This window comes from Pseudomonas sp. KBS0707 (genome assembly GCF_005937945.2).
Taxonomy (GTDB): Bacteria; Pseudomonadota; Gammaproteobacteria; order Pseudomonadales; family Pseudomonadaceae; genus Aquipseudomonas; species Aquipseudomonas amygdali.
Window position 1 is genome coordinate 2221739 of record NZ_CP041754.1, and the last position, 22073, is coordinate 2243811.

A 22073-nucleotide genomic window follows, 5' to 3' on the forward strand; every position below is an offset into this window, starting at 1 on the left:
GGTTTTACAGCAAACCCGCTTTCCGAAAGGAAGGCGGGTTTTTTAATACCTGATACTTTTGATTGACTGTCTTTTTTCCCTATATGTGGGATTGAAATTTACATATTGAGATAAGTGTGACAACGGGTTTATAGTCGTCCTGCACTCACTTCCAAAAAAACAACAGGTGACGCAATGCAGGCGCAATTGATCGCGCTCGATTGGGGGACAACCTCACTTCGTGCTTATCGACTTGGCGAACATGGCCAGGTACTGGAACAGCGCGCATTGAGCGCGGGCATCATGCAGTTGCCGACCACGCCGCGGCTGATCGCGGGGCAGTTCTGCAGTGACGGTTTCGAACTGGCCTTTGACCAGGCGTGCGGCGACTGGCTCGACGCCCAACCGGACCTGCCGGTGATTGCCTGTGGCATGGTCGGCAGCGCACAGGGCTGGCGCGAGGCGGCCTACCGGGAAACGCCGGCCAGCGTCAATGAGCTGAGCGCAGCGTTGCAGACGGTACGCAGCGTGCGCGGCGTGACGGTGCACATCATCCCCGGCGTCCTGCAGCGCTCGACCCTGCCCAACGTCATGCGTGGCGAAGAAACCCAGGTGCTGGGTGTGCTGGCAGGGCGCGAAGACTGGCAGGGCAGCCAGCCTCTGCTGATCGGTCTGCCCGGCAGCCACTCCAAATGGGTGCAGGTAGAACGGGGTCGCATTGTTCACTTCGACACCTTCATGACCGGCGAGGTCTACGCCGCGCTCTGCGCGCACACTATTCTGGGACGCACCATGCAGCCTTCGGAGGCGTTCGACGAGCAGGCGTTTGACCGCGGCTTGTCGATTGCCCTGTCCGACGCGGGCTCTGCGGTGCCGCTGTCGACGATTTTCAGCACACGAACGCTCGGCCTTACCGGGCAATTGGCTGCCAGTGCGCAACCTGACTATCTTTCCGGCCTGTTGATTGGCCATGAACTGGGCGCCATCGCCAGGCTGCATCTGCACAACCACGAACAATTGCCTGCGGTGATCCTCATCGGTAGCGATTCGCTGTGCACGCGCTATGCGCGCGGGCTGGCCGTTTGTGGCTTTCCCGGGGTGACATTGGCCGAGCAGGCGACCGAGCGCGGCCTCTGGCAGGTCGCCGTTCAAGCCGGCCTGATCGCGCGCCGCTCGTCCCAACACATTCGAGAGGTTTGACATGCTCAAGCAAGCATTGAAGGAAAACGGTCTGGTCGCGATCCTGCGCGGCCTGCGTCCCGAGGAAGCGCCTGCGATTGGCGATGTGTTGTACGAGGCCGGGTTTCGAGTCATCGAGGTGCCGCTCAACTCTCCACAGCCGTTCGACAGCATCCGTTTGTTGCGCCAGCAACTGCCAGCCGATTGCCTGATCGGTGCGGGAACGGTGCTGACCCCGGAGCAAGTGACTCAGGTCAAGGATGCCGGAGGCCAGGTGATTGTCATGCCGCACAGCGACGCCAAGGTGTTGCGTGCCGCCAAGGCTGCCGGGCTGTTCCTCTCACCGGGCGTGGCGACGCCGACCGAAGCCTTTGCCGCGCTGGCCGAAGGAGCTGATGTACTGAAGCTGTTTCCTGCCGAGCAGATGTCGCCCGCGGTGGTCAAGGCGTGGCTGGCAGTATTGCCCAAGGGCACGATTCTGTTGCCGGTCGGGGGGATCTCGCCGGACAACATGAAGGTGTTCCTTGATGCCGGCGTTAAAGGCTTTGGCCTGGGCTCCGGGCTATTCAAGCCAGGCATGAGCGTCGCCGACGTTACTGAGCGCGCCCAGGCCTATGTGGCTGCCTGGAAGCAGCACAGCGCAACGCTTGCAGACTGACCGGCGCCGGTAGTCGCTATCCAATAAGAGAATCAACAAGAGAAACCGCACCCATGAAAATCACCAAACTCACCACGTTCATCGTTCCGCCACGCTGGTGCTTCCTCAAGGTCGAGACCGACGAGGGTGTTGTCGGCTGGGGCGAGCCAGTGGTCGAAGGCCGCGCGCACACCGTGGCCGCTGCAGTGGAAGAGCTTTCCGATTACCTGATCGGCAAGGACCCACGCAATATCGAAGACATCTGGACGGTGCTGTACCGCGGCGGCTTCTATCGGGGTGGGGCGATCCACATGAGTGCTCTGGCAGGCATCGATCAGGCGTTGTGGGACATCAAGGGCAAGGCCTTGGGCGTTTCCGTCAGCGACCTGCTCGGTGGTCAGGTGCGTGACAAGATTCGGGTCTATTCGTGGATCGGTGGTGACCGTCCTGCCGACACGGCGCGGGCTGCGAAAGAAGCGGTCGGACGTGGTTTTACTGCGGTGAAAATGAACGGCACCGAAGAGCTGCAATTTCTCGATACCTTCGACAAGGTCGACCTGGCGCTGGCCAACGTGGCTGCCGTGCGCGATGCGGTCGGGCCGAATGTGGGCATCGGTGTGGACTTCCATGGCCGGGTTCACAAGCCCATGGCCAAGGTGCTGATGAAGGAGCTGGACGCCTACAAGCTGATGTTCATCGAAGAGCCGGTGCTCAGCGAGAACTATGAGGCACTGAAGGAACTGGCACCGCTGACCAGCACGCCGATTGCCCTGGGTGAACGGCTGTTCTCACGCTGGGACTTCAAGCGCGTGTTGAGCGAAGGTTATGTCGACATTATCCAGCCTGATGCGTCCCACGCCGGTGGCATCACTGAAACCCGCAAGATCGCCAATATGGCCGAAGCGTATGACGTCGCGCTGGCGCTGCATTGTCCGCTCGGACCTATCGCGCTGGCGGCATGCCTGCAACTGGACGCGGTTTGTTACAACGCCTTCATTCAGGAACAGAGCCTGGGCATTCACTACAACGAAAGCAACGATCTGCTCGATTACGTGAAGCACCCGGAAGTCTTCGACTACGACAAGGGCATGGTCAAGATTCCCAACGGGCCGGGCCTGGGCATTGAGATCAACGAAGAATATGTCATCGAACGCGCGGCCATCGGCCACCGCTGGCGCAACCCGATCTGGCGCCATGCCGATGGCAGTTTTGCTGAGTGGTAGAGCACAGTAAATCCCCATAACCATCGTTCCCACGCTCTGCACTCAGCGTTATACATAAGTCCTGAGAAGCCCGTAGATCGGGCTTCTGCCCGGAGGGCGTGGGAGCGAACCTGTTCGCGAAGAAGGTAGTTCAGCCGATGCGTTTTTGGGGAATGCACTGGCCCTTTCGCGAACAAGTTCGCTCCCACGGCCTTCAGCCAGAATCAAAAGCGGATTTGTATAGCACTGAGCGCGGGAGCGTGGGAACGATAGCTCGCCAATCGAAACACAGACCTCAATAAATCCAACAAGAGGCTACATTCCATGCGCACTCGAACTCTTGAGGGTGCGGCATCCCTGGTGACGCCGTCCCGCAAACGTTTCTTCATCATGGTGCTGCTGTTCATTACGGTGGTGATCAACTACCTGGACCGCAGCAACCTGTCGATTGCCGCTCCGGCGCTGACCGCCGAGCTGGGCCTTGATACGGTTCACATCGGGCTGATCTTCTCCGCGTTCGGCTGGACCTATGCCGCCATGCAATTGCCAGGTGGCTGGCTGGTGGACCGTGTGCCGCCGCGTATCCTTTACACCGCGGCGCTGCTGCTGTGGTCCATTGCGACCATCATGCTTGGTTTTGCGGCCAGCTTTATTGCGCTGTTCGTACTGCGCATGGCGGTCGGTGCGCTGGAAGCACCTGCCTATCCGATCAACAGCCGTGTCGTGACCACCTGGTTTCCCGAGCGCGAGCGGGCTACCGCCATTGGCGTCTATACCTCGGGGCAGTTCGTCGGTCTGGCGTTTCTGACCCCGGTGCTGGCCTGGTTACAGGCGCACTATGGCTGGCACATGGTGTTTGTCGCTACAGGTGGTGTCGGTGTGCTGTGGGCGTTGATCTGGTATACGGTCTATCGCGAGCCGCGTGACTTCAAAGGCGTCAATCAGCAGGAAATCGACCTGATCAAAGAGGGCGGCGGTCTGGTAGACATCCAGAAGGATGTCGAAAAACAGAAGCAGGGTTTCAGCTGGCTGGACCTGGGCATTGTGTTGAGCAAGCGCAAGCTGTGGGGGATCTATCTGGGCCAGTTCTGCCTGAACTCCACGCTGTGGTTCTTCCTGACCTGGTTCCCGACCTATCTGGTGAAATACCGCGGCATGGATTTCATCAAGTCCGGTCTACTGGCGTCGTTGCCGTTTCTCGTGGCGTTTGTCGGCGTGCTGTGTTCGGGGTTCTTCTCCGACTGGCTGATCCGTCGCGGGAATAGCGTGGGCTTTGCGCGCAAGTTGCCAATCATTGCCGGGCTGCTGATCTCGACCTCGATCATCGGTGCCAACTTCGTTGACTCCACACCGTTGGTTATCACCTTTCTGGCGCTGGCATTCTTCGGCAACGGTCTGGCGTCGATCACCTGGTCGCTGGTATCGACCCTGGCCCCGGCGCGCTTGCTGGGCCTCACTGGCGGCACGTTCAACTTCATCGGCAACCTCGCCGCCATCGCCACGCCGATCGTGATCGGCTTTCTGGCAACCGGTGACTCGTTTGCGCCGGCCATCACTTACATTGCAGTACTGGCATTGCTGGGCGCGCTGTCGTACATCCTGCTGGTAGGCAAAGTAGAGCGTATCGAGCTCTGATGTCGACGTATCTGGACGCTGGCGGCGATAATGCCGTCAGCTTTTCGATCCGCCCCCTTTATGAAAATGGCCTGTCATGCACAACGATTCGATCATCCCTGAAAAAATTACCGGCAAAGAACCGGCGCCGACAGGGACCCAGACTCTGTCGCGCGGGCTTGGCGTTGTGCAGGCGGTGGCCGGTGGCGCACGCGACCTGAAGGAAATCGCCCGGCTGATCGGCACCACACGCAGTACCACGCACCGGCTGGCCAGTTGCCTGGTCGAGGAGCGCTATCTTCGGGTGGTGCCTCAAGTGGGTTATCTGCTTGGGCCGAAACTGATTGAGCTGGGGTTTCAGGCGCGCGAAGAAGTGCCACTGGCAATTCTCGCCCGGCCATATCTGGATCGACTGTCGGAGCTGACGGGCGATACGGTGCATCTGGCGGTGCGGGAAGGGGACGACGTGCTTTATCTGCACAAGAACCCTGGTCGCAATGGCCCGGAAATGCGCTCACGGGTCGGGCATCGCATGCCGCTGGTGCGAACCGGTATCGGCAAGGCGTTGCTGCTGGACAGCGGGTTGCCGGAGTGGCAGCGCTTGTATGACGCCAGCATGCCGAGCAGTGGCAGGAATGCGCTGTGGCCTGCTCATGAGCAGCAAACCTGGGAGCAATTGCAGGCGCGAAGGGAAGAGTACGTGCAGGGAGGGTATGCGTTCGATCTGGAGGACAACGAACCGTCGATCCGTTGCGTTGCAGCGCCGTTACGTGATGCCAGCAAACAGATCGTTGCCGGCATCAGTGTCGCCAGTACCGTGCCCTACATGCCGCTGGAGAAGATGGCCGAGCTGGTCCCGCTGATCAAGCAGATAGCAGCGGAACTCTCGGCCGATCTCGGCGGCTGATTCGTAGTGAATCAGGCCTGCAGCGTGGCCATGTCGATCACGAAGCGGTATTTCACGTCACCGGCCAGCATGCGCTCGTAGGCTTCGTTGATATTGCGGATATCGAGCATTTCGATGTCGCAGGTGATGTCGTTCTCGGCGCTGAAATCCAGTACTTCCTGGGTTTCAGCGATGCCGCCGATCAGCGATCCGGCCAATACGCGACGGCTCATCACCAGGTGGGCTGCATGGACTGGCGGCTCGACCGGTTCGATCAGACCTACCAGAATGTGCACGCCGTCAAAGCGCAGTGTTTTCAGGTAGGGGTTCAGGTCATGCTGGACCGGAATGGTGTCGAGCAGGAAGTCGAAATGACCGGCAGCGGCTTTCATCTGTTCAGCGTCGGTGGACACGATCACATGATCTGCACCCTGACGACGTGCTTCCTGAGCCTTGGCTGCGGAGCGAGTGAACAGGGTCACTTCAGCGCCCATTGCCTTGGCGAACTTGATGCCCATGTGGCCCAGACCACCCATGCCCAGAATACCGACCTTGTCGCCAGCCTTCACACCGTAGTGCTTGAGTGGCGAATAAGTGGTGATGCCTGCGCAAAGGATTGGCGCAGCAGCAGCCGGGTCGAGTTTCTCTGGAATGCGCACAACGAAATGCTCGGCGACCACGATGCTGTTGGAGTAGCCACCCATGGTGTTGCTGCCGTCCACGCGGTCAGGCGTGGCGTAGGTCATGGTCGGACCTTCCAGGCAATACTGTTCGAGATCCGATTTACAGGCCGAGCATTCGCGGCACGAATCGACCATGCAGCCAACACCGACCAGATCGCCAACCTTGTATTTGCTGGCATTGGTGCCAGTGGCGGTGACGCGACCGACAATTTCATGGCCAGGCATCAGCGGGTAGACGGCGATGCCCCATTCGTTGCGCGCCTGGTGAATGTCGGAGTGGCAGACGCCGCAGTAGAGGATTTCGATGGCAACGTCGTCGGCACGCGGAGCGCGACGTTCGAAGGTCATCGGGGCGAGGGGGGCGGTAGCGGACTGTGCGGCATAACCGATAGCTGTGTACATGTTTGACCTCGCAAGGTGTTACGGAATAGAGGCGGTCAATTGTCCTGATACGTGCCCTTCGTGGCTATGGTGAATCCTACGTGTTTCATGCCTATTCCTCCGGCCTGGCGTTTCAGGGTCGGCTATGAAGCGCAAATCTGCGATGATGCAGCTGTCTGTTTCTCTGTCAGGCTGCTCCCATGACGTTACCTGTTGTTATTGATGGCAATGCCACGCTTGTCTCCTTGATCCAGCCGCTGGCAATGCGTCCAGGCTTTGTGGCGACGCATTTGCCCGAGGTTCGCGTGCTTTCGGCGTTTGGCTATGTCGCCAGCAGCCCGCAGATTTACGAGCCGAGCCTGATGATCGTCGTGCAAGGCAGCAAGGTCGCCTGCCTGGGGCCGCGTACGTTTGAGTATGGCACCGGGCATTACCTGATTCAGGCGCTTTCTGTGCCGTTCAAATGCGAGACCTTCGCCACCCCGGACAAGCCGCTGTATGGCGTATCGGTAGCCATCGATCGCGTACTGCTTGGCGAGTTGGTGCAAGCAATGGGACCGGCCAGCGGCCAGGAAAGCCAGGTGCAGACCCCGGAGTCGATGACCTCGGTACGCATCGACTCTGCGATGCGTGACAGCGTCGAACGCCTGCTGCGTTGCCTGCACGATCCGTTGGAGTGTCAGGCGATGGGGCAATCAAGGATTCGCGAAGTGTTATACAGTGCGCTGCGTGGACCGCAATCAGGTGTATTGCGTGCGCTGGTCGAGCAGCAGGGGCAATTCGCACGGATTGCCTCGGCGGTGACCTATCTGCATGAGCACTATGATCACGCGTTGAATGTCGACACGCTGGCCAGTTGCGCAAATATGAGTACCTCGACCTTTCACGAGCACTTCAAACGCAGCACCCTGTTGTCACCGGTGCAGTACCTCAAACGTCTGCGCCTGCTCAAGGCCCAGCAATTGCTGGTGGCCGACGGGCTGAATGTGTCGCAGGTCGCGCTCAGGGTCGGCTATCAAAGTGCGTCGCAGTTCAGCCGTGAATACAAGCGCTACTTTGAACGCAGTCCGGGAGAAGAGGGCTGTAGGGTTTAGCGGCAAGCTACAAGCGGCAAGATCAAAGCCTGTAGCTTGCCGCCGCCTTACATATTCGGGTACGTCGGCCCGCCAGCGCCTTCCGGTGCAACCCAGGTAATGTTCTGCGAAGGGTCCTTGATGTCGCAGGTCTTGCAGTGCACGCAGTTCTGCGCGTTGATCTGAAAGCGCTTTTCGCCATCTTCTTTAGTGATGACTTCATACACGCCAGCCGGGCAATAGCGCTGTGCCGGCTCGTCGTACAGCGGCAGGTTCTTGCTGATCGGGATGCTCGGATCGGTCAGCTTCAGGTGGCAGGGTTGTTCCTCTTCATGGTTGGTGCTGGAGAGGAATACCGAACTGAGCTTGTCGAAGCTGAGCTTGCCGTCGGGTTTCGGGTAGTCGATTTTCTTTGAGTCCGCTGCCAGCTTGAGGCAGGCGTAGTCCGGCGTGGTGTCGTGCAGCGTGAACGGCAGCTTGCCGCCAAAGATGTTCTGATCGATGAAGTTGAAGGCGCCACCCTTGATCGCGCCGTATTTGTGGATCGCCACGCCAAAGTTGCGGCTGGCGAACAGCTCTGCATGCAGCCAGCTGGCCTTGAAGGCATCGACGTAGGAGGTCAGCACGTCGCCGCCTTCCTTGCCGGCGAACAGGGCATCTGCCACCGAATCGGCTGCGAGCATGCCGGACTTCATTGCCGTGTGGCTGCCCTTGATCTTGGCGAAGTTCAGGGTGCCCAGGTCGCAACCGATCAACGCGCCGCCAGGGAATACCATCTTCGGCAGCGAGTTCAGGCCGCCCTTGGCAATGGCGCGTGCGCCGTAGCTGATGCGTTTGCCGCCTTCAAGGTACTGCTTGATGACCGGGTGGTGCTTGTAGCGCTGGAATTCGTCGAAGGGCGACAGGTACGGGTTGCTGTATGACAGGTCGACGATCAGGCCGACTACCACCTGATTGTTCTCCAAGTGGTACAGGAACGAGCCGCCCGGATTGGCATCGTCCAGCGGCCAGCCTGCGGTGTGCACCACCAGGCCCTGTTCATGTTTGGCCGGGTCGACTTCCCAGATTTCCTTCAGGCCGATGGCGTAATGCTGTACATCGGCTTCGTCATCGAGATTGAAGCGCTTGAGCAATTGCTTGCCGATGTGACCGCGGCAGCCTTCGGCGAACAGCGTGTACTTGGCGCGCAGTTCCATGCCGGGGGTGTACAGGCCTTCCTTGGGGTTGCCTTCGCGGTCGACACCCAGATCGCCGGTAACGATACCGCGTACCACGCCGTTTTCGTCGAACAGTGCTTCCTGAGCGGCAAAGCCCGGGTAGATTTCCACACCAAGGTTTTCAGCCTGCTGGGCGAGCCAGCGGCACAGATTGCCCAGGGATATGATGTAGTTGCCCTGGTTGTGCATGGTCTTGGGGACGAAAAAGTCCGGAATTTTCTGCGCCTTTTCGGCGTCGCGCAGGACGTAGATGTCATCACGCTTGACGGGTGTATTGAGCGGAGCGCCCAATTCCTGCCAGTTTGGAAACAGCTCGTTCAGTGCGCGCGGTTCAAACACGGCACCGGACAGAATGTGTGCGCCGACTTCGGAGCCTTTTTCCACCACGCAGACGCTGATTTCCTGCCCGGCTTCAGCGGCCTTCTGTTTAAGGCGGCAAGCGGCAGAAAGCCCGGAAGGGCCGGCTCCGACGATGACGACGTCGAATTCCATGTATTCGCGTTCCACAGGCTATCTCCTACTTTCAAGGCTCACGGTATTTTTATGGGCGCTGCTTTATGAGTCGCTGCAGGCCGACACAGGAGGTGTTGGGCACCACCCGTCTTTTAATGGCACGCATTATATCTACACCACTGCATGGGTCCAATACAAACGTTTGTTTGAATTGCCCGCAGCCCAGATAAATCAAAGACACCAGACTCGGAACTGGCCGATTTGGCGTATTGACCGGAAAAGGCGTTGCGGTCAATATACGGGCGGTTTTGCGTTTGCCGTAGGCTGAAACGAGGCGCCTGCGTTGCAGGAAGTCTCTCAAAAGGCATAAGGCAGACGCGGTGCAGGCTACAGGTCAACGTCGCACGGCGCATTTTACACACCCTGCCGCAGCTTGATGGGTGACTCCCGGCTTTTATATGGCTTTTTGAAGTCGTCCGGACGGCCTGCACGCATTGCGATTGCTTGTTGAGGACACATATCGATCGCCTGGTGTCGCCAGGCGACTTCTTTTCACCGGAGAGTGAGGAATCCATGAAGGTTCTTGTAGCTGTCAAACGAGTGGTCGACTACAACGTCAAGGTTCGCGTCAAGGCGGACAACTCCGGCGTCGATCTTGCCAACGTCAAAATGTCCATGAACCCGTTCTGCGAAATCGCTGTTGAAGAAGCGGTGCGCTTGAAAGAGAAGGGCGTGGCAACGGAAATCGTGGTCGTCACCATTGGTCCTACCACTGCTCAGGAGCAACTGCGTACTGCGCTGGCGCTGGGTGTAGACCGTGCCGTGCTGGTCGAGTCTGCCGAAGAACTGACCTCTCTGGCCGTGGCCAAGCTGCTCAAGGCAGTGGTCGACAAGGAGCAGCCACAACTGGTTATCCTTGGTAAACAGGCTATCGATAGTGACAACAACCAGACCGGCCAGATGCTGGCCGCACTGAGCGGCTACCCGCAAGGTACGTTCGCCTCGAAGGTTGAAGTCTCCGGTGACAAGGTTGCCGTGACCCGTGAGATCGACGGCGGTCTGCAGACTGTTTCCCTGAGCCTGCCAGCCATCGTGACCACGGACCTGCGTCTGAACGAGCCACGCTACGCTTCGCTGCCTAACATCATGAAAGCCAAGAAGAAGCCGCTTGAAGTGCTGACCCCGGATGCACTGGGCGTTTCCACGGCCTCGACCAACAAGACCCTCAAGGTTGAAGCACCGGCTGCACGCAGCGCGGGCATCAAAGTCAAATCGGTGGCTGAACTGGTCGAGAAACTGAAAAACGAAGCGAAGGTAATCTAAATGACGATCCTGGTTATCGCTGAACACGACAATGCGACCGTAGCCCCGGCTACGCTCAATACCCTGGCTGCCGCGCAGAAGATCGGCGGCGACATCCACTTGCTGGTTGCCGGTTCAGGCGTAAGTGCCGTTGCCGATGCCGCCGCCAAAATTGCTGGCGTGGCGAAAGTGCTGGTGGCCGACAACGCTGCCTATGCACATCAATTGCCTGAAAACGTTGCGCCACTGGTCGTGGAGCTGGCTGCGGGCCATAGTCACGTTCTGGCCGCTGCAACCTCCAACGGCAAGAACATCCTGCCTCGCGTTGCTGCGCAGCTGGATGTCGACCAGATATCCGAGATCGTTTCGGTGGTCTCGGCCGACACCTTCACCCGCCCGATCTACGCCGGTAACGCCATTGCCACCGTGCAGTCCACTGCCGCGATCAAGGTCATCACCGTGCGTGCCACCGGTTTCGATCCGGTCGCTGCCGAGGGTGGTTCGGCTTCTATCGAAGCGGTTTCGACTGCTCACGATGCGGGCAAGTCCAGCTTCGTTGGCGAAGAACTGGCCAAATCCGATCGTCCAGAACTGACAGCGGCCAAGATCGTCGTATCCGGCGGTCGTGGCATGCAGAACGGCGACAACTTCAAGCACCTGTACACGCTGGCCGACAAGCTCGGTGCTGCAGTGGGTGCTTCCCGTGCTGCGGTCGATGCCGGTTTTGTGCCCAACGACATGCAGGTCGGCCAGACCGGCAAGATCGTTGCGCCTCAGCTGTATATTGCTGTCGGTATTTCCGGTGCTATTCAGCATCTGGCCGGCATGAAAGACTCCAAGGTGATCGTTGCGATCAACAAGGATGAGGAAGCTCCGATCTTCCAGGTGGCCGATTACGGGCTGGTGGCTGATTTGTTCGAAGCCATTCCCGAGCTGGAGAAGCTGGTTTAAGCCACGCGCTTCCACTATAAAGAGAACCCGTTCCGTTCGGGGATTGTGTGCCGGCAGATTGCTTGCGGTACATAGTCCCGGATCGAGCGGGTTTTTTATCGGGTATCAAAGGACTTTTCATGGTGCATCCCCGGCTGCTGTCTTCGCTTTTTCTCGGGCTGGTCATGCTGCCGACGCTTTCATTCGCGTCAGGCAAGTGCGAGCGTCTGATTGTAACCGGCAGTCCGGACGCGCCGCCTTATTTATGGCGTGACCCTCAGGATCCACGTCATCTGATGGATGCCAATGCCGATCTGCTCACACAGGCAGCAGGTGAGCTGGGTATCAAGGTCGAGTTCCTGTACGGCGGCAAACGCAGTCAGGCACTTGAAGAGGTGCGCACCGGACGCATGGATCTGTTGGCGGACGCGCCGTTCAATGCAGCGCAACTTGAGTCGCTTGATTACATCCATCCGCCAATTGTGCAGAACGACATCATGGTCTGGACGCGCCACGATCACAGCGTACCGTTCAATACCCTGGCCGAGCTGCACGACCGTCCTGGTGCCATGTCGGAAAAGACCCGATTGACGCCTTCATTCGAGGCTGCGGCCAAGCAGCATCTGACCCTGACACGCTTGCCAGGCCTGACCCCGGCTTTTCAGAAGCTGGCGCTGGGTGAGGTGGATTACGTGCTTGCCGGTCGTTACGCCGGGATGGTCATGGTGCAGACGCTGGGTCTCTCAGCAGACCTGGCTGCGCAACCCTTGCCGGTCGATACACCCGGGTTTTATCTGGCGTTGTCGTTCAATTCGGCCTGCAACGAACCATGGTTGCGCGGACAACTGGCGAAAAAGATGACAGAATCGGCCGCCTCCGGCCTTGCGGGTGATGTCATCAGGCACAACCTGGAGTTGTGGAAAGCCCAGCTGTTGCAACCTGCCAGCGCCAGCGCACTAGACAAGTAGGGATGTTTTTGTGAGTATTCGTTTTTCAATCGCCGTCATGGCCATCGCCACGCTGGCTGGCTGTGCCAGCGACCCGCTACCGACCGAGCAGTTCAAGCTGACCGAGCAGGCGCTGGAACAGGCCAAAGCTGTTGGCGCGGGTGATGATCAGCCCGAGATGGAAGTCGCTCTGGCCCGCTTTGCCGAAGCTCGCGCCTCCATGGCGACCCACGCCTACAAGGACGCGCGCATGAAAGCCGAGCAGGCCGAGCTGGATGCCCGGCTGGCAGAGGCCCGAGTGCTCACACTCAAGAGTCAGGAGCAGGTCAATCAGTTGAATACCCGCCTCAATCGGTTACGCAAGCAACTGGGAGAGGCGCAATGAACCGTCTTCCGCGTGTACTGAGTGTGTGCCTGTTGCTGGGTTCGGCTGGCCTTTACGGGTGTGCCGGTCATCAGGACAGCGGGCAGGCCTTGCAACAGGCCAGTGCCGATTTCCAGAAGGTCAAGGAAGATACCGATGTGCTGCGCAGCGCGCCCAAGGATGTGATTCGCGCTGGCGAATCTCTGGCTCGCGCCGAGCGTCTGTCCAGTTACTTGGGGAGCGGTGCCGATGTCGCTCACTACGCCTACCTCAGCAGCCGCTACAGCGAGATCGCGCGTGAGCACAGCAATTTGATGCTGAGCCAGGAGCGCCTGGCGAAAATGGACATGGAGCGCCAGCGTCTGCAATTGGCGCTGCGTGAGGCCAAGCTGGCCAGTGCCCAGCAGCAGGGGCGCTGGCTGGAAGATCAGATCCTCAGTCTGGCCACCACCGAGACCGATCGCGGGCTGGTCATGACGTTGGGAGATGTGCTGTTCGACGCCGGCCACGCCGAGCTGAAAAGCTCGGCCAGTCGCACCATTCTCAAGGTTGTGCAGTTTTTGCAGATCAATCCGCGTCGAGTGGTCCGGATCGAGGGCTACACCGACAGCACAGGTGATCGTCAGGAGAATCTGAAGCTGTCGAAGGATCGTGCACAAGCAGTCGCAGACGTTCTGATGGACCTGGGTGTCGATGAAAAACGTATACATGTCGAGGGCTACGGTCAGCAGTTCCCGGTGAACGCCAACGCCTCCGAGCGAGGGCGCGCGCAAAATCGCCGTGTGGAAATTGTTTTTTCTGATGAAAAAGGTCAGTTAGGCGCAGCGCGCTGATAAAAACTTTTCAAAAAGCCCGACGCCGGAAACGGCCTCGGGCTTTTTTGGCTTTAAAGGCTTTGCATATGGCGTTTTCAGCCGCGTTTATTTTCGTGCAGCGGTCGTGACCGCTGGCTTGAACGTAAACTGTTCCCGTACACTTCTGGACTGTGCCGGTTATTCCGTATCTGTATTTTTAAAAACAATAAATCACCGGTCTTTTCGAGGCTGTGTCATGACCAATCTTTTGCTCTATCAGCGTATCGCCCAGCAGCTTGCCGAAGATATTCGTCGTGGGGTGTATCAACCCGGCGAGCGTGTGCCTTCGGTTCGCAAGATGAGTTCGCAGCTCAATGTCAGCCATGCGACGGTATTGCAGGCTTATGCGAACCTTGAAGATCAAGGGTTGATCCGGGCGCGTCCTCAGTCCGGCTACTATGTTCATCAAACCCCGGCACTTACGGCTTCGACCCCGGATATCGCGCGGGTCGAGCGGCCTGGTCTGGTCACGCGCAGCAGTATCATCCAGCAAGTGCTCGAGGAATCCCGACGCGAGGGCGTGTTTGCTCTGGGCGCCGCTGTGCCTCATGTGGACTACCTGCCGGTGCGCGCGCTGCACCAGCAATTAGCGAAAGTGACGCGTTTTCACAGCCCGCGGGCCTTCAGCTATATGTTCAGTCCGGGTTTCGAGCCGCTGCGCAGGCAGGTCGCCATCCGTATGCGCGACGCCGGCGTGGTGGTCGATCCGTCCGAGGTGGTGATCACCCACGGGTGCGTGGATGCACTGCAGATGACTCTTCGCGTGCTGACCCGGCCGGGTGACCTGATCGCTGCCGAGTCGCCTGCTTATTACGGGTTGTTGCAACTTGCCGACCTATTGGGCTTGAAAGTCATCGAAATCCCCAGCGACCCGGCCACCGGCATCAGTCTGGAGGCCCTGCAACTGGCGGCCAATCAATGGTCAATCAAAGCATTGGTACTGACTTCACGCCTGAGCAACCCACTGGGCGGCACCATGCCGGAGGAGCGGCAGAAGAACCTGCTGCGTCTGGCCTCGGACTTCGATATTCAAGTGGTTGAAGACGATGTCTACGGTGAGTTGATGTTCGAAGTCGGGAGGACCAAGGCGCTCAAGGCGTTCGATCGGCTGGGGAGGGTGATTTACTGTTCCAGCTTTTCCAAGACGCTGTCGCCCGGTGTACGCATCGGCTGGATCATCGCTGGCAAATACCAGGCAGAAATTCAACGTCTGCAGACTTTCAGCACGCATTCTGCATGCAGTGTTACGCAGATGGCGGTCGCCGCATACCTCGAAAACGGCGGCTACGATCGGCACTTACGTTTCATTCGCCTGGAATACCGCAAGAATCTCAGCGCCTTCCAATTGGCGGTGCAGCAGTTCTTTCCTGAGGGCACGCAGATGAGTCGCCCTGCGGGTGGGTTCATTCTGTGGGTCAGCCTGCCGGGCCGGGTCAATACTCAGGAGCTGCATGTTCGTGCGCTGGAGCAGGGTATCAGTATCGCGCCGGGGTTGATCTTCAGTAATACCGAGCAGTTCAATCACTGCATCCGCCTCAACTGCGGGATGCCTTGGAACAAAGAGGCTGAGCGGGCACTGATGACGCTGGGTATTCTGGCCAAGCAGTTGTGTCAGGAAGCGGTACATGTGTACTGAGTTGTAAAGATTTTTTGTCAATTGTTTTGAACTCTTGGCTTGTCAGGTTGGCCTCTAAAGGACAGCATGTGTTCCTTTTCCGGCTATTTGCGACTGTCTTGCCTGACTTTTTGCCTATGAATGTTTTTCGCTGTCTGGGATTGCTTGTCGTTGTGCTTCTGAGTGGTTGTGATGCTCAGGACCCGTCTGTGCCCAAGCCCAAAACCGATACGGTTATTACGGCTCCGGTCTCGCCTGAAGTGCGCTTGAAGACCGAGGCCCCTGTGGAGGCGGTGGCGACGGATGCAAAACAGATACAGGCGCCCGATACCATGCATCAGTTGATGCCAGGGGTCCCGGTGGTTCCGGTAGTGGTGGGCAAGGAAAAATCACAACCTTCAGCGCCTCCGGTGACCAAGGCGGTAGCCTCTGAAAAGTCGTCTTCAAAAGTAGTGGCCGCCAAGGCGCCTGTCAGCAAACGCAAGAACGCCAAAGATGTCAAAACGGCCAGTGCCAAGGATGTGCGAATGAAGTCGCCAAAGCTGGACCTGAGTTTGCCGCCCGAGCTTGTCAAGGAACTGGACCCGCCTGCCAATGTGATCACCAGCAAGCGCAAGCCGATATTGCCGCAGATGTTCAGCGACAAGGGGGCTTCGGCCAACCCCGGCCCCTTTGAGCTTGAAGGTCGATTGCTGACCAACGAAATGCAATTGCAGATGCGCAACGAAAACCGTCGCGATGTCGAAGGTGCTGCGCTGGATTTCAAGTTCAAGCAGTAAGCCCTGCCTATCGTCCGATACGGCGTTTTCAAACAGATGTTTTGACGGTTAATATTCTTCCTCTTTTTCTATTTTTCAGTAAGGGTGTCTGGTCATGGACTGCCGTTCCGATTGTGGTGCGTGCTGCATAGCGCCTTCCATCACGTCTCCCATACCCGGCATGCCCGATGGAAAACCGGCAGGTGAGCGATGCCTGCACTTGTCGGTCGAGCTTCTGTGCGCCTTGTTCGGCAGGCCCGAGCGCCCTGCGGTATGCAGTCAGTTCAAGGCGGCGGAAGATGTCTGCGGAGTTGATCAGGCGGATGCCATTCGCCTTATTGGCTGGTGGGAGAAAGCTACAGCAGTTGCATGAAAGGGCGGTTTTTGGGCGCTAGTGCTTTGTCGGAACTTCAAAACAAGGAATAAAACAATGGGTCCGCTGTATCGTATCGCTGTTGCTTGTGGTTTGACTGTAATGCTTGCCGGAACGGCGCAGGCTGAAGAGTGGAAAGAGGTCAAGAATCAGGAGGGCATCAAGGTTTCGTTGAGCGACGTGCCCGGGTCTGATTACAAGGCTTATCAGGGCATTGCGCTGATCAATGCCAGCGTGAGCAAGTTGCGCGCGCTTCAGGAGGATGTCACGGGCGCCTGCGCCTGGATTCATGAGTGCAAGTTACAGAAAGTGCTCAAGCACGAAGGCAACAAGACCTGGACCTACAGCCAGTTCAACACTCCCTGGCCAGTGACGCCTCGCGATTCCGTGCTGTTGATCACCACTCAGGAAGGCCCTGACGGGAGTGTTACCCGTAATCTTGAAGAGCAGCCTTCGTACATCCCCGAAGAAAAGGGCTATGTGCGCGTAACCGAGGTCAAGGGCTTCTGGAAAATGGTGCCCAAAGGGCCGAACCAGACTGAAGTGACCTATCAGGTTCACGCCGAGCCGGGTGGCAGTGTGCCTTCTATGCTGGCCAACAAGTTCGTTGTCGATGCGCCGTTCAACACCTTGAAAGCCCTCAGGGAGCGTGCTGCGCAAACCCCATGATGTGCATCGGATAGCGCGCACAAAAAAGGGCTGCCAATGGCAGCCCTTTTTTTGCGCGTGGCGCTTACTTGCGGTCTTGCAGGGCGACGATGTCGCGTTGCACGTTGCCGGTGTACAGCTGGCGAGGGCGACCGATCTTGTAGGGGCTGGAGAGCATTTCCTTCCAGTGCGAGATCCAGCCGACAGTCCGCGCCAGGGCGAAGATCACGGTGAACATGCTGGTCGGAATGCCGATGGCCTTGAGGATAATGCCCGAGTAGAAGTCGACGTTCGGGTACAGCGAGCGCTCGATGAAGTACGGGTCGGTCAGGGCGATCTCTTCGAGGCGCATGGCCAGTTCGAGTTGAGGATCGTTGGTGATGCCCAGTTCTTTCAGCACTTCGTCGCAGGTCTGCTTCATTACGGTGGCGCGCGGGTCACGGTTCTTGTACACGCGGTGGCCGAAGCCCATGAGCTTGAACGGGTCGTTCTTGTCCTTGGCCTTGGCGATGAACTTGTCGATGTTCGACACGTCACCGATTTCATCCAGCATGGTCAGTACCGCTTCGTTGGCGCCGCCGTGGGCCGGGCCCCAGAGCGCGGCGATGCCGGCAGCGATACAGGCAAACGGGTTGGCGCCCGAAGAGCCTGCCATGCGGACGGTGGATGTCGAGGCGTTCTGCTCGTGATCGGCGTGAAGGATGAAGATCTTGTCCATCGCCTTGGCCAGCACCGGGCTGATCGGTTTGATCTCGCACGGGGTGTTGAACATCATGTGCAGGAAGTTTTCGGCGTAGCTGAGGTCGTTGCGCGGGTACATCATGGGCTGGCCCATGGAGTACTTGTAGACCATCGCTGCCAGGGTCGGCATCTTGGCCACCAGGCGTACAGCGGAAATCTCGCGGTGCTGCGGGTTATTGATGTCCAGCGAGTCGTGGTAGAACGCTGACAGGGCACCGACTACGCCGCACATGACGGCCATCGGGTGGGCGTCGCGACGAAAGCCGTTGAAGAAGGTCTTGAGTTGCTCGTGAACCATCGTGTGGTTCTTGACCACGGCCACGAACTGGGCTTTCTGTTCGGCGGTCGGCAGTTCGCCGTTGAGCAGCAGGTAGCAGGTTTCGAGGTAATCGGACTGCTCGGCCAGTTGTTCGATCGGGTAGCCGCGGTGCAGCAGAATGCCATTGTCACCATCAATGTAGGTGATCTTCGAATCGCAAGAGGCCGTGGACATGAAGCCAGGGTCAAATGTGAAGCGGCCGGTGGCGGTCAGGCCGCGTACGTCGATCACGTCCGGACCCACTGTACCGGTCAGAATTGGCAGCTCGACGGGGGCTGCGCCCTCGATGATCAACTGCGCTTTTTTGTCAGCCATGTGGCCTCCTATTTATGCTTCAAATCATCAGACAGGCCCCCCACGCAGGGCCCGCATCACTATAGTGAGATAAATTCTAAAGTCAATTTGCCTAAAGTCGTGTTCCGCAAGGGCCCGCCGTGGATTTTTTCAGACCGTTTCCTGCCGTTTACGCCTTTTGTCCCGGCAACGCAATGCGCCATTGGCGGTAAGTCTGCGCGTTGTCATTAGTAACCTAACTGTCTATACTCGGCGTCCGACCGCCAAAGGCTTTTTGGCCTGTTTCAAGGGGGTCGTCACTTCCTGGGTGGTGGGTACCTGACCAGTGCACTTCCCAACAACTTGCCCTGATTGTTAGGGGCTCTTCAGTGTGAAAAAAAGCCGTGAATAGCCAACGACCTGTAAATCTAGACCTAAGGACCATCAAGCTCCCAGTCACCGCTTACACGTCCATCCTTCACCGCATCTCCGGTGTCATCCTCTTTGTCGGTATTGCAATCATGCTGTATGCAATGGACAAGTCGCTGGCGTCCGAAGAAGGGTTCGGTGAAGTCAAGGCGTGTCTGACCAGCCCGCTGGCCAAGCTGATCATCTGGGGGCTTCTGTCTGCCCTGCTGTATCACATGGTGGCCGGTATCCGTCACCTCATCATGGACTCCGGGGTAGGCGAGACGCTCGAAGGCGGCAAGCTGGGCTCCAAAATCGTTATCGCGGTTTCCGTGGTACTGATTCTTCTGGCGGGAGTATGGATATGGTAACCAACGTCACCAACCTTTCGCGTTCGGGCCTCTATGACTGGATGGCTCAGCGTGTTTCTGCGGTCGTGCTCGCGGCTTATTTCATATTCCTGATCGGATACATGGTCTTTCATCCGGGTCTGAGTTACGCCCAATGGCATGATCTGTTCGCACACAACGGAATGCGTATCTTCAGTCTGCTGGCTCTCGTTGCCCTTGGCGCTCACGCCTGGGTCGGCATGTGGACCATCGCGACCGACTACCTGACGCCGATGGCGCTGGGCAAGTCTGCCACTGCAGTACGTTTTCTGTTTCAGGCAGTATGCGGCGTTCTGATGTTCGCCTACTTCGTCTGGGGCGTGCAGATTCTTTGGGGTATCTGATTCATGGCTAACATAAATTCGCTTTCCTTCGACGCCATCATCATTGGTGGTGGCGGTGCCGGTATGCGCGCTGCCCTGCAGCTCGCTCAGGGCGGTCACAAGACTGCCGTGGTCACCAAGGTGTTCCCGACACGCTCGCACACCGTTTCTGCCCAGGGTGGCATCACCTGCGCAATTGCCTCTGCCGATCCGAACGATGACTGGCGCTGGCACATGTACGATACCGTCAAGGGTTCCGACTACATCGGTGACCAGGACGCTATCGAATACATGTGTTCCGTAGGCCCTGAAGCTGTTTTCGAACTCGAGCACATGGGTCTGCCGTTCTCCCGTACCGAACAAGGTCGCATCTACCAGCGTCCGTTTGGCGGTCAGTCCAAGGACTTCGGCAAGGGCGGTCAGGCTGCACGTACCTGTGCTGCTGCCGACCGTACTGGTCACGCACTGCTGCACACCCTGTATCAGGCCAACCTCAAGGCTGGCACCGTATTCCTCAACGAATACTACGGCGTGGATCTGGTCAAGAATCAGGACGGTGCCTTTGTCGGCATCATCGCCATCTGCATTGAAACCGGCGAAACCTCCTACATCCGTGCCAACGCTACCGTGCTGGCAACCGGCGGTGCAGGTCGTATCTACTCTTCGACCACCAATGCCCTGATCAATACCGGTGACGGTATCGGTATGGCACTGCGTGCCGGTGTCCCGGTTCAGGACATCGAAATGTGGCAGTTCCACCCGACCGGCATTGCCGGTGCAGGTGTACTGGTCACCGAAGGCTGCCGTGGTGAGGGCGGTTACCTGATCAACAAGCACGGCGAGCGTTTCATGGAGCGTTATGCTCCGAACGCCAAGGACCTTGCAGGTCGTGACGTGGTTGCGCGCTCCATGGTCAAGGAAATCATTGCCGGTAACGGCTGCGGTCCGGATGGCGACCATGTAATGCTCAAGCTCGATCACCTGGGCGAAGAAGTTTTGCACAGCCGTTTGCCAGGCATTATGGAGTTGTCCAAGACCTTCGCTCACGTCGACCCTGCAACAGCGCCGATTCCGGTAGTTCCTACCTGCCATTACATGATGGGCGGCGTTGCCACCAACATTCATGGTCAGGCGATCACTCAGGACGCCGCCGGTGTCGATCAGATCATTCCGGGTCTGTTCGCGGTAGGTGAAGTGGCTTGCGTATCGGTTCACGGTGCAAACCGTCTGGGCGGCAACTCGTTGCTCGATCTGGTTGTGTTCGGTCGCGCTGCAGGTATCCACCTGGAGAAAGCGCTGAGCGAAGGTATCGACTACGCCCGTGCTTCCGAGTCCGATATCGATGCTGCGCTGGCACGCGTTGCCGGCCTGAACGAGCGCACTACCGGCGAAGACGTCGCCACGCTGCGTAAAGAGCTGCAAAGCTGCATGCAGAACTACTTCGGTGTGTTCCGCACCGGCGAATACATGCAGAAGGGTATTGCTCAGCTGGCTGACCTGCGCGTGCGTATCGCCAACGTCAAGATCAACGACAAGAGCCAGGCATTCAATACCGCCCGTATCGAAGCGCTTGAACTGCAAAACCTGCTGGAAGTTGCCGAAGCCACGGCGATCGCCGCAGAGCATCGTAAAGAGTCCCGCGGCGCTCACGCCCGTGAAGACTTTGAAGATCGCGATGACGAGAACTGGTTGTGCCACACCCTGTATTTCCCGGGTGACAAGCGCGTGACCAAGCGTGCCGTGAACTTCTCGCCGAAGACTGTTCCGACTTTTGAACCTAAGATTCGGACTTATTAAGGGGTGACCGATATGTTGCAAGTCAGTGTTTATCGTTACAACCCTGAGCAGGACGCCGCGCCGTTCATGCAGGAGTTTCAGGTCGATACCGGTGGCAAGGACCTGATGGTGCTGGACGTGCTCGCCCTGGTCAAAGAACAGGATCAAGGCTTCTCTTACCGTCGTTCGTGCCGCGAAGGCGTGTGCGGTTCCGATGGCATGAACATCAATGGCAAGAACGGTCTGGCCTGCATCACGCCGCTGTCTGCCGTTGTTGCCAAGAACAAGCTGATCGTACGTCCGCTGCCTGGTTTGCCGGTCATTCGTGACCTGGTCGTCGATATGAGCATCTTCTACAAGCAGTACGAGAAGGTGAAGCCGTTCCTGCAGAATGACACGCCGGCTCCGGCCATCGAACGTCTGCAAACTCCGGAAGAGCGCGAAAAGCTCGATGGTCTGTACGAGTGCATTCTGTGCGCTTGCTGCTCGACTTCCTGCCCGTCCTTCTGGTGGAACCCCGACAAGTTCCTGGGTCCTGCTGCGCTGCTGCAAGCCTACCGTTTCCTGGCTGACAGCCGTGACACCCGCACCAATGAACGTCTGGCTTCGCTTGATGACCCGTTCAGCGTGTTCCGCTGCCGCGGCATCATGAACTGCGTCAACGTGTGCCCGAAAGGCCTTAACCCAACCAAGGCTATCGGTCACGTGCGCAACATGTTGTTGCAAAGCGGCGTCTGATTGATCGTTTT

Annotated in this window: 22 protein-coding genes; 19 read left to right on the plus strand and 3 right to left on the minus strand. The window is 58.3% G+C overall.

Annotation, left to right across the window (positions count from 1 at the left end; genetic code table 11):
- Nucleotides 1-174 precede the first annotated feature (174 nt).
- From FFH21_RS10385 to FFH21_RS10405, 5 genes are all read left to right on the plus strand, one after another.
- On the plus strand, nucleotides 175-1179 hold the full coding sequence (locus FFH21_RS10385; RefSeq protein ID WP_011168306.1) for a 2-dehydro-3-deoxygalactonokinase: 1005 nt from the start codon (nucleotides 175-177) through the stop codon (nucleotides 1177-1179).
- A 1-nt stretch (nucleotide 1180) separates the two neighbouring features.
- Nucleotides 1181-1816, plus strand: coding sequence for a 2-dehydro-3-deoxy-6-phosphogalactonate aldolase (locus FFH21_RS10390; protein ID WP_005753318.1), 636 nt, complete (start codon nucleotides 1181-1183; stop codon nucleotides 1814-1816).
- 23 nt (nucleotides 1817-1839) lie between these two features.
- Nucleotides 1840-3018, plus strand: a complete 1179-nt coding sequence (dgoD, locus tag FFH21_RS10395) for a galactonate dehydratase (protein WP_255872618.1) — start codon at nucleotides 1840-1842, stop codon at nucleotides 3016-3018.
- A gap of 303 nt (nucleotides 3019-3321) precedes the next feature.
- Nucleotides 3322-4632 (plus strand): MFS transporter, encoded by a 1311-nt coding sequence (locus FFH21_RS10400; protein ID WP_011168307.1) that lies wholly within the window; start codon nucleotides 3322-3324, stop codon nucleotides 4630-4632.
- 76 nt (nucleotides 4633-4708) lie between these two features.
- Nucleotides 4709-5518, plus strand: a complete 810-nt coding sequence (locus FFH21_RS10405) for an IclR family transcriptional regulator (RefSeq protein ID WP_004664661.1) — start codon at nucleotides 4709-4711, stop codon at nucleotides 5516-5518.
- Between the two features lie 11 nt (nucleotides 5519-5529).
- Here the strand turns inward: FFH21_RS10405 and FFH21_RS10410 are convergent, their stop codons facing one another.
- Nucleotides 5530-6582: an NAD(P)-dependent alcohol dehydrogenase gene (locus FFH21_RS10410; protein ID WP_011168308.1), complete on the minus strand. Its 1053-nt coding sequence runs from the start codon at nucleotides 6580-6582 to the stop codon at nucleotides 5530-5532.
- Nucleotides 6583-6761: 179 nt separating this feature from the next.
- Here FFH21_RS10410 and FFH21_RS10415 point away from each other — a divergent pair, with 179 nt between their 5' ends.
- On the plus strand, nucleotides 6762-7655 hold the full coding sequence (locus FFH21_RS10415) for an AraC family transcriptional regulator (RefSeq protein WP_011168309.1): 894 nt from the start codon (nucleotides 6762-6764) through the stop codon (nucleotides 7653-7655).
- Between the two features lie 47 nt (nucleotides 7656-7702).
- Here FFH21_RS10415 and FFH21_RS10420 read toward each other — a convergent pair whose 3' ends face one another.
- The gene (locus FFH21_RS10420) at nucleotides 7703-9358 is read right to left on the minus strand and encodes an electron transfer flavoprotein-ubiquinone oxidoreductase (RefSeq protein WP_005745246.1); all 1656 of its coding nucleotides are present in this window, start codon (nucleotides 9356-9358) and stop codon (nucleotides 7703-7705) included.
- A 519-nt stretch (nucleotides 9359-9877) separates the two neighbouring features.
- Here FFH21_RS10420 and FFH21_RS10425 point away from each other — a divergent pair.
- The 9 genes from FFH21_RS10425 to FFH21_RS10465 all read left to right on the plus strand — a co-directional run bounded on the left by FFH21_RS10425 (nucleotide 9878) and on the right by FFH21_RS10465 (nucleotide 17116).
- Nucleotides 9878-10627, plus strand: a complete 750-nt coding sequence (locus FFH21_RS10425) for an electron transfer flavoprotein subunit beta/FixA family protein (protein ID WP_011168310.1) — start codon at nucleotides 9878-9880, stop codon at nucleotides 10625-10627.
- Entirely contained in the window at nucleotides 10628-11557 is a 930-nt protein-coding gene (locus FFH21_RS10430; RefSeq protein ID WP_004658959.1) for an electron transfer flavoprotein subunit alpha/FixB family protein, read from the plus strand.
- Nucleotides 11558-11676: 119 nt separating this feature from the next.
- Complete coding sequence (locus tag FFH21_RS10435) at nucleotides 11677-12504, plus strand: ABC transporter substrate-binding protein (RefSeq protein WP_011168311.1); 828 nt, start codon at nucleotides 11677-11679, stop codon at nucleotides 12502-12504.
- Nucleotides 12505-12514: 10 nt separating this feature from the next.
- Nucleotides 12515-12868 (plus strand): DUF4398 domain-containing protein, encoded by a 354-nt coding sequence (locus FFH21_RS10440; RefSeq protein WP_004658957.1) that lies wholly within the window; start codon nucleotides 12515-12517, stop codon nucleotides 12866-12868.
- On the plus strand, nucleotides 12865-13680 hold the full coding sequence (locus tag FFH21_RS10445) for an OmpA family protein (protein ID WP_011168312.1): 816 nt from the start codon (nucleotides 12865-12867) through the stop codon (nucleotides 13678-13680). Before FFH21_RS10440 ends, FFH21_RS10445 begins: the two co-directional genes overlap by 4 nt.
- Before the next feature lie 217 nt (nucleotides 13681-13897).
- On the plus strand, nucleotides 13898-15337 hold the full coding sequence (locus tag FFH21_RS10450; protein WP_002552970.1) for a PLP-dependent aminotransferase family protein: 1440 nt from the start codon (nucleotides 13898-13900) through the stop codon (nucleotides 15335-15337).
- Nucleotides 15338-15453: 116 nt separating this feature from the next.
- Nucleotides 15454-16095, plus strand: a complete 642-nt coding sequence (locus FFH21_RS10455; RefSeq protein WP_019742127.1) for a hypothetical protein — start codon at nucleotides 15454-15456, stop codon at nucleotides 16093-16095.
- A 94-nt stretch (nucleotides 16096-16189) separates the two neighbouring features.
- Nucleotides 16190-16447 (plus strand): YkgJ family cysteine cluster protein, encoded by a 258-nt coding sequence (locus tag FFH21_RS10460; RefSeq protein WP_004664678.1) that lies wholly within the window; start codon nucleotides 16190-16192, stop codon nucleotides 16445-16447.
- A 57-nt stretch (nucleotides 16448-16504) separates the two neighbouring features.
- Entirely contained in the window at nucleotides 16505-17116 is a 612-nt protein-coding gene (locus FFH21_RS10465) for an START domain-containing protein (protein WP_054073122.1), read from the plus strand.
- Between the two features lie 64 nt (nucleotides 17117-17180).
- On the opposite strand, the gene gltA is transcribed toward FFH21_RS10465, so the two are convergent.
- On the minus strand, nucleotides 17181-18470 hold the full coding sequence (gene gltA, locus FFH21_RS10470) for a citrate synthase (protein WP_002552974.1): 1290 nt from the start codon (nucleotides 18468-18470) through the stop codon (nucleotides 17181-17183).
- 362 nt (nucleotides 18471-18832) lie between these two features.
- On the opposite strand from gltA, the gene sdhC reads away from it, so the two are divergent.
- The 4 genes from sdhC to FFH21_RS10490 are packed head-to-tail and all read left to right on the plus strand — an operon-like array spanning nucleotide 18833 to nucleotide 22062.
- Nucleotides 18833-19207: a succinate dehydrogenase, cytochrome b556 subunit gene (gene sdhC / locus FFH21_RS10475; protein WP_002552975.1), complete on the plus strand. Its 375-nt coding sequence runs from the start codon at nucleotides 18833-18835 to the stop codon at nucleotides 19205-19207.
- Complete coding sequence (sdhD, locus tag FFH21_RS10480) at nucleotides 19201-19569, plus strand: succinate dehydrogenase, hydrophobic membrane anchor protein (RefSeq protein ID WP_003382006.1); 369 nt, start codon at nucleotides 19201-19203, stop codon at nucleotides 19567-19569. Before sdhC ends, sdhD begins: the two co-directional genes overlap by 7 nt.
- Before the next feature lie 3 nt (nucleotides 19570-19572).
- Nucleotides 19573-21345 carry a succinate dehydrogenase flavoprotein subunit gene (sdhA, locus tag FFH21_RS10485; RefSeq protein WP_002552976.1) on the plus strand — a complete coding sequence of 591 codons (1773 nt, stop codon included), beginning with the start codon at nucleotides 19573-19575 and terminating at the stop codon, nucleotides 21343-21345.
- 12 nt (nucleotides 21346-21357) lie between these two features.
- Entirely contained in the window at nucleotides 21358-22062 is a 705-nt protein-coding gene (locus FFH21_RS10490; RefSeq protein ID WP_004658943.1) for a succinate dehydrogenase iron-sulfur subunit, read from the plus strand.
- Nucleotides 22063-22073 lie beyond the last annotated feature (11 nt).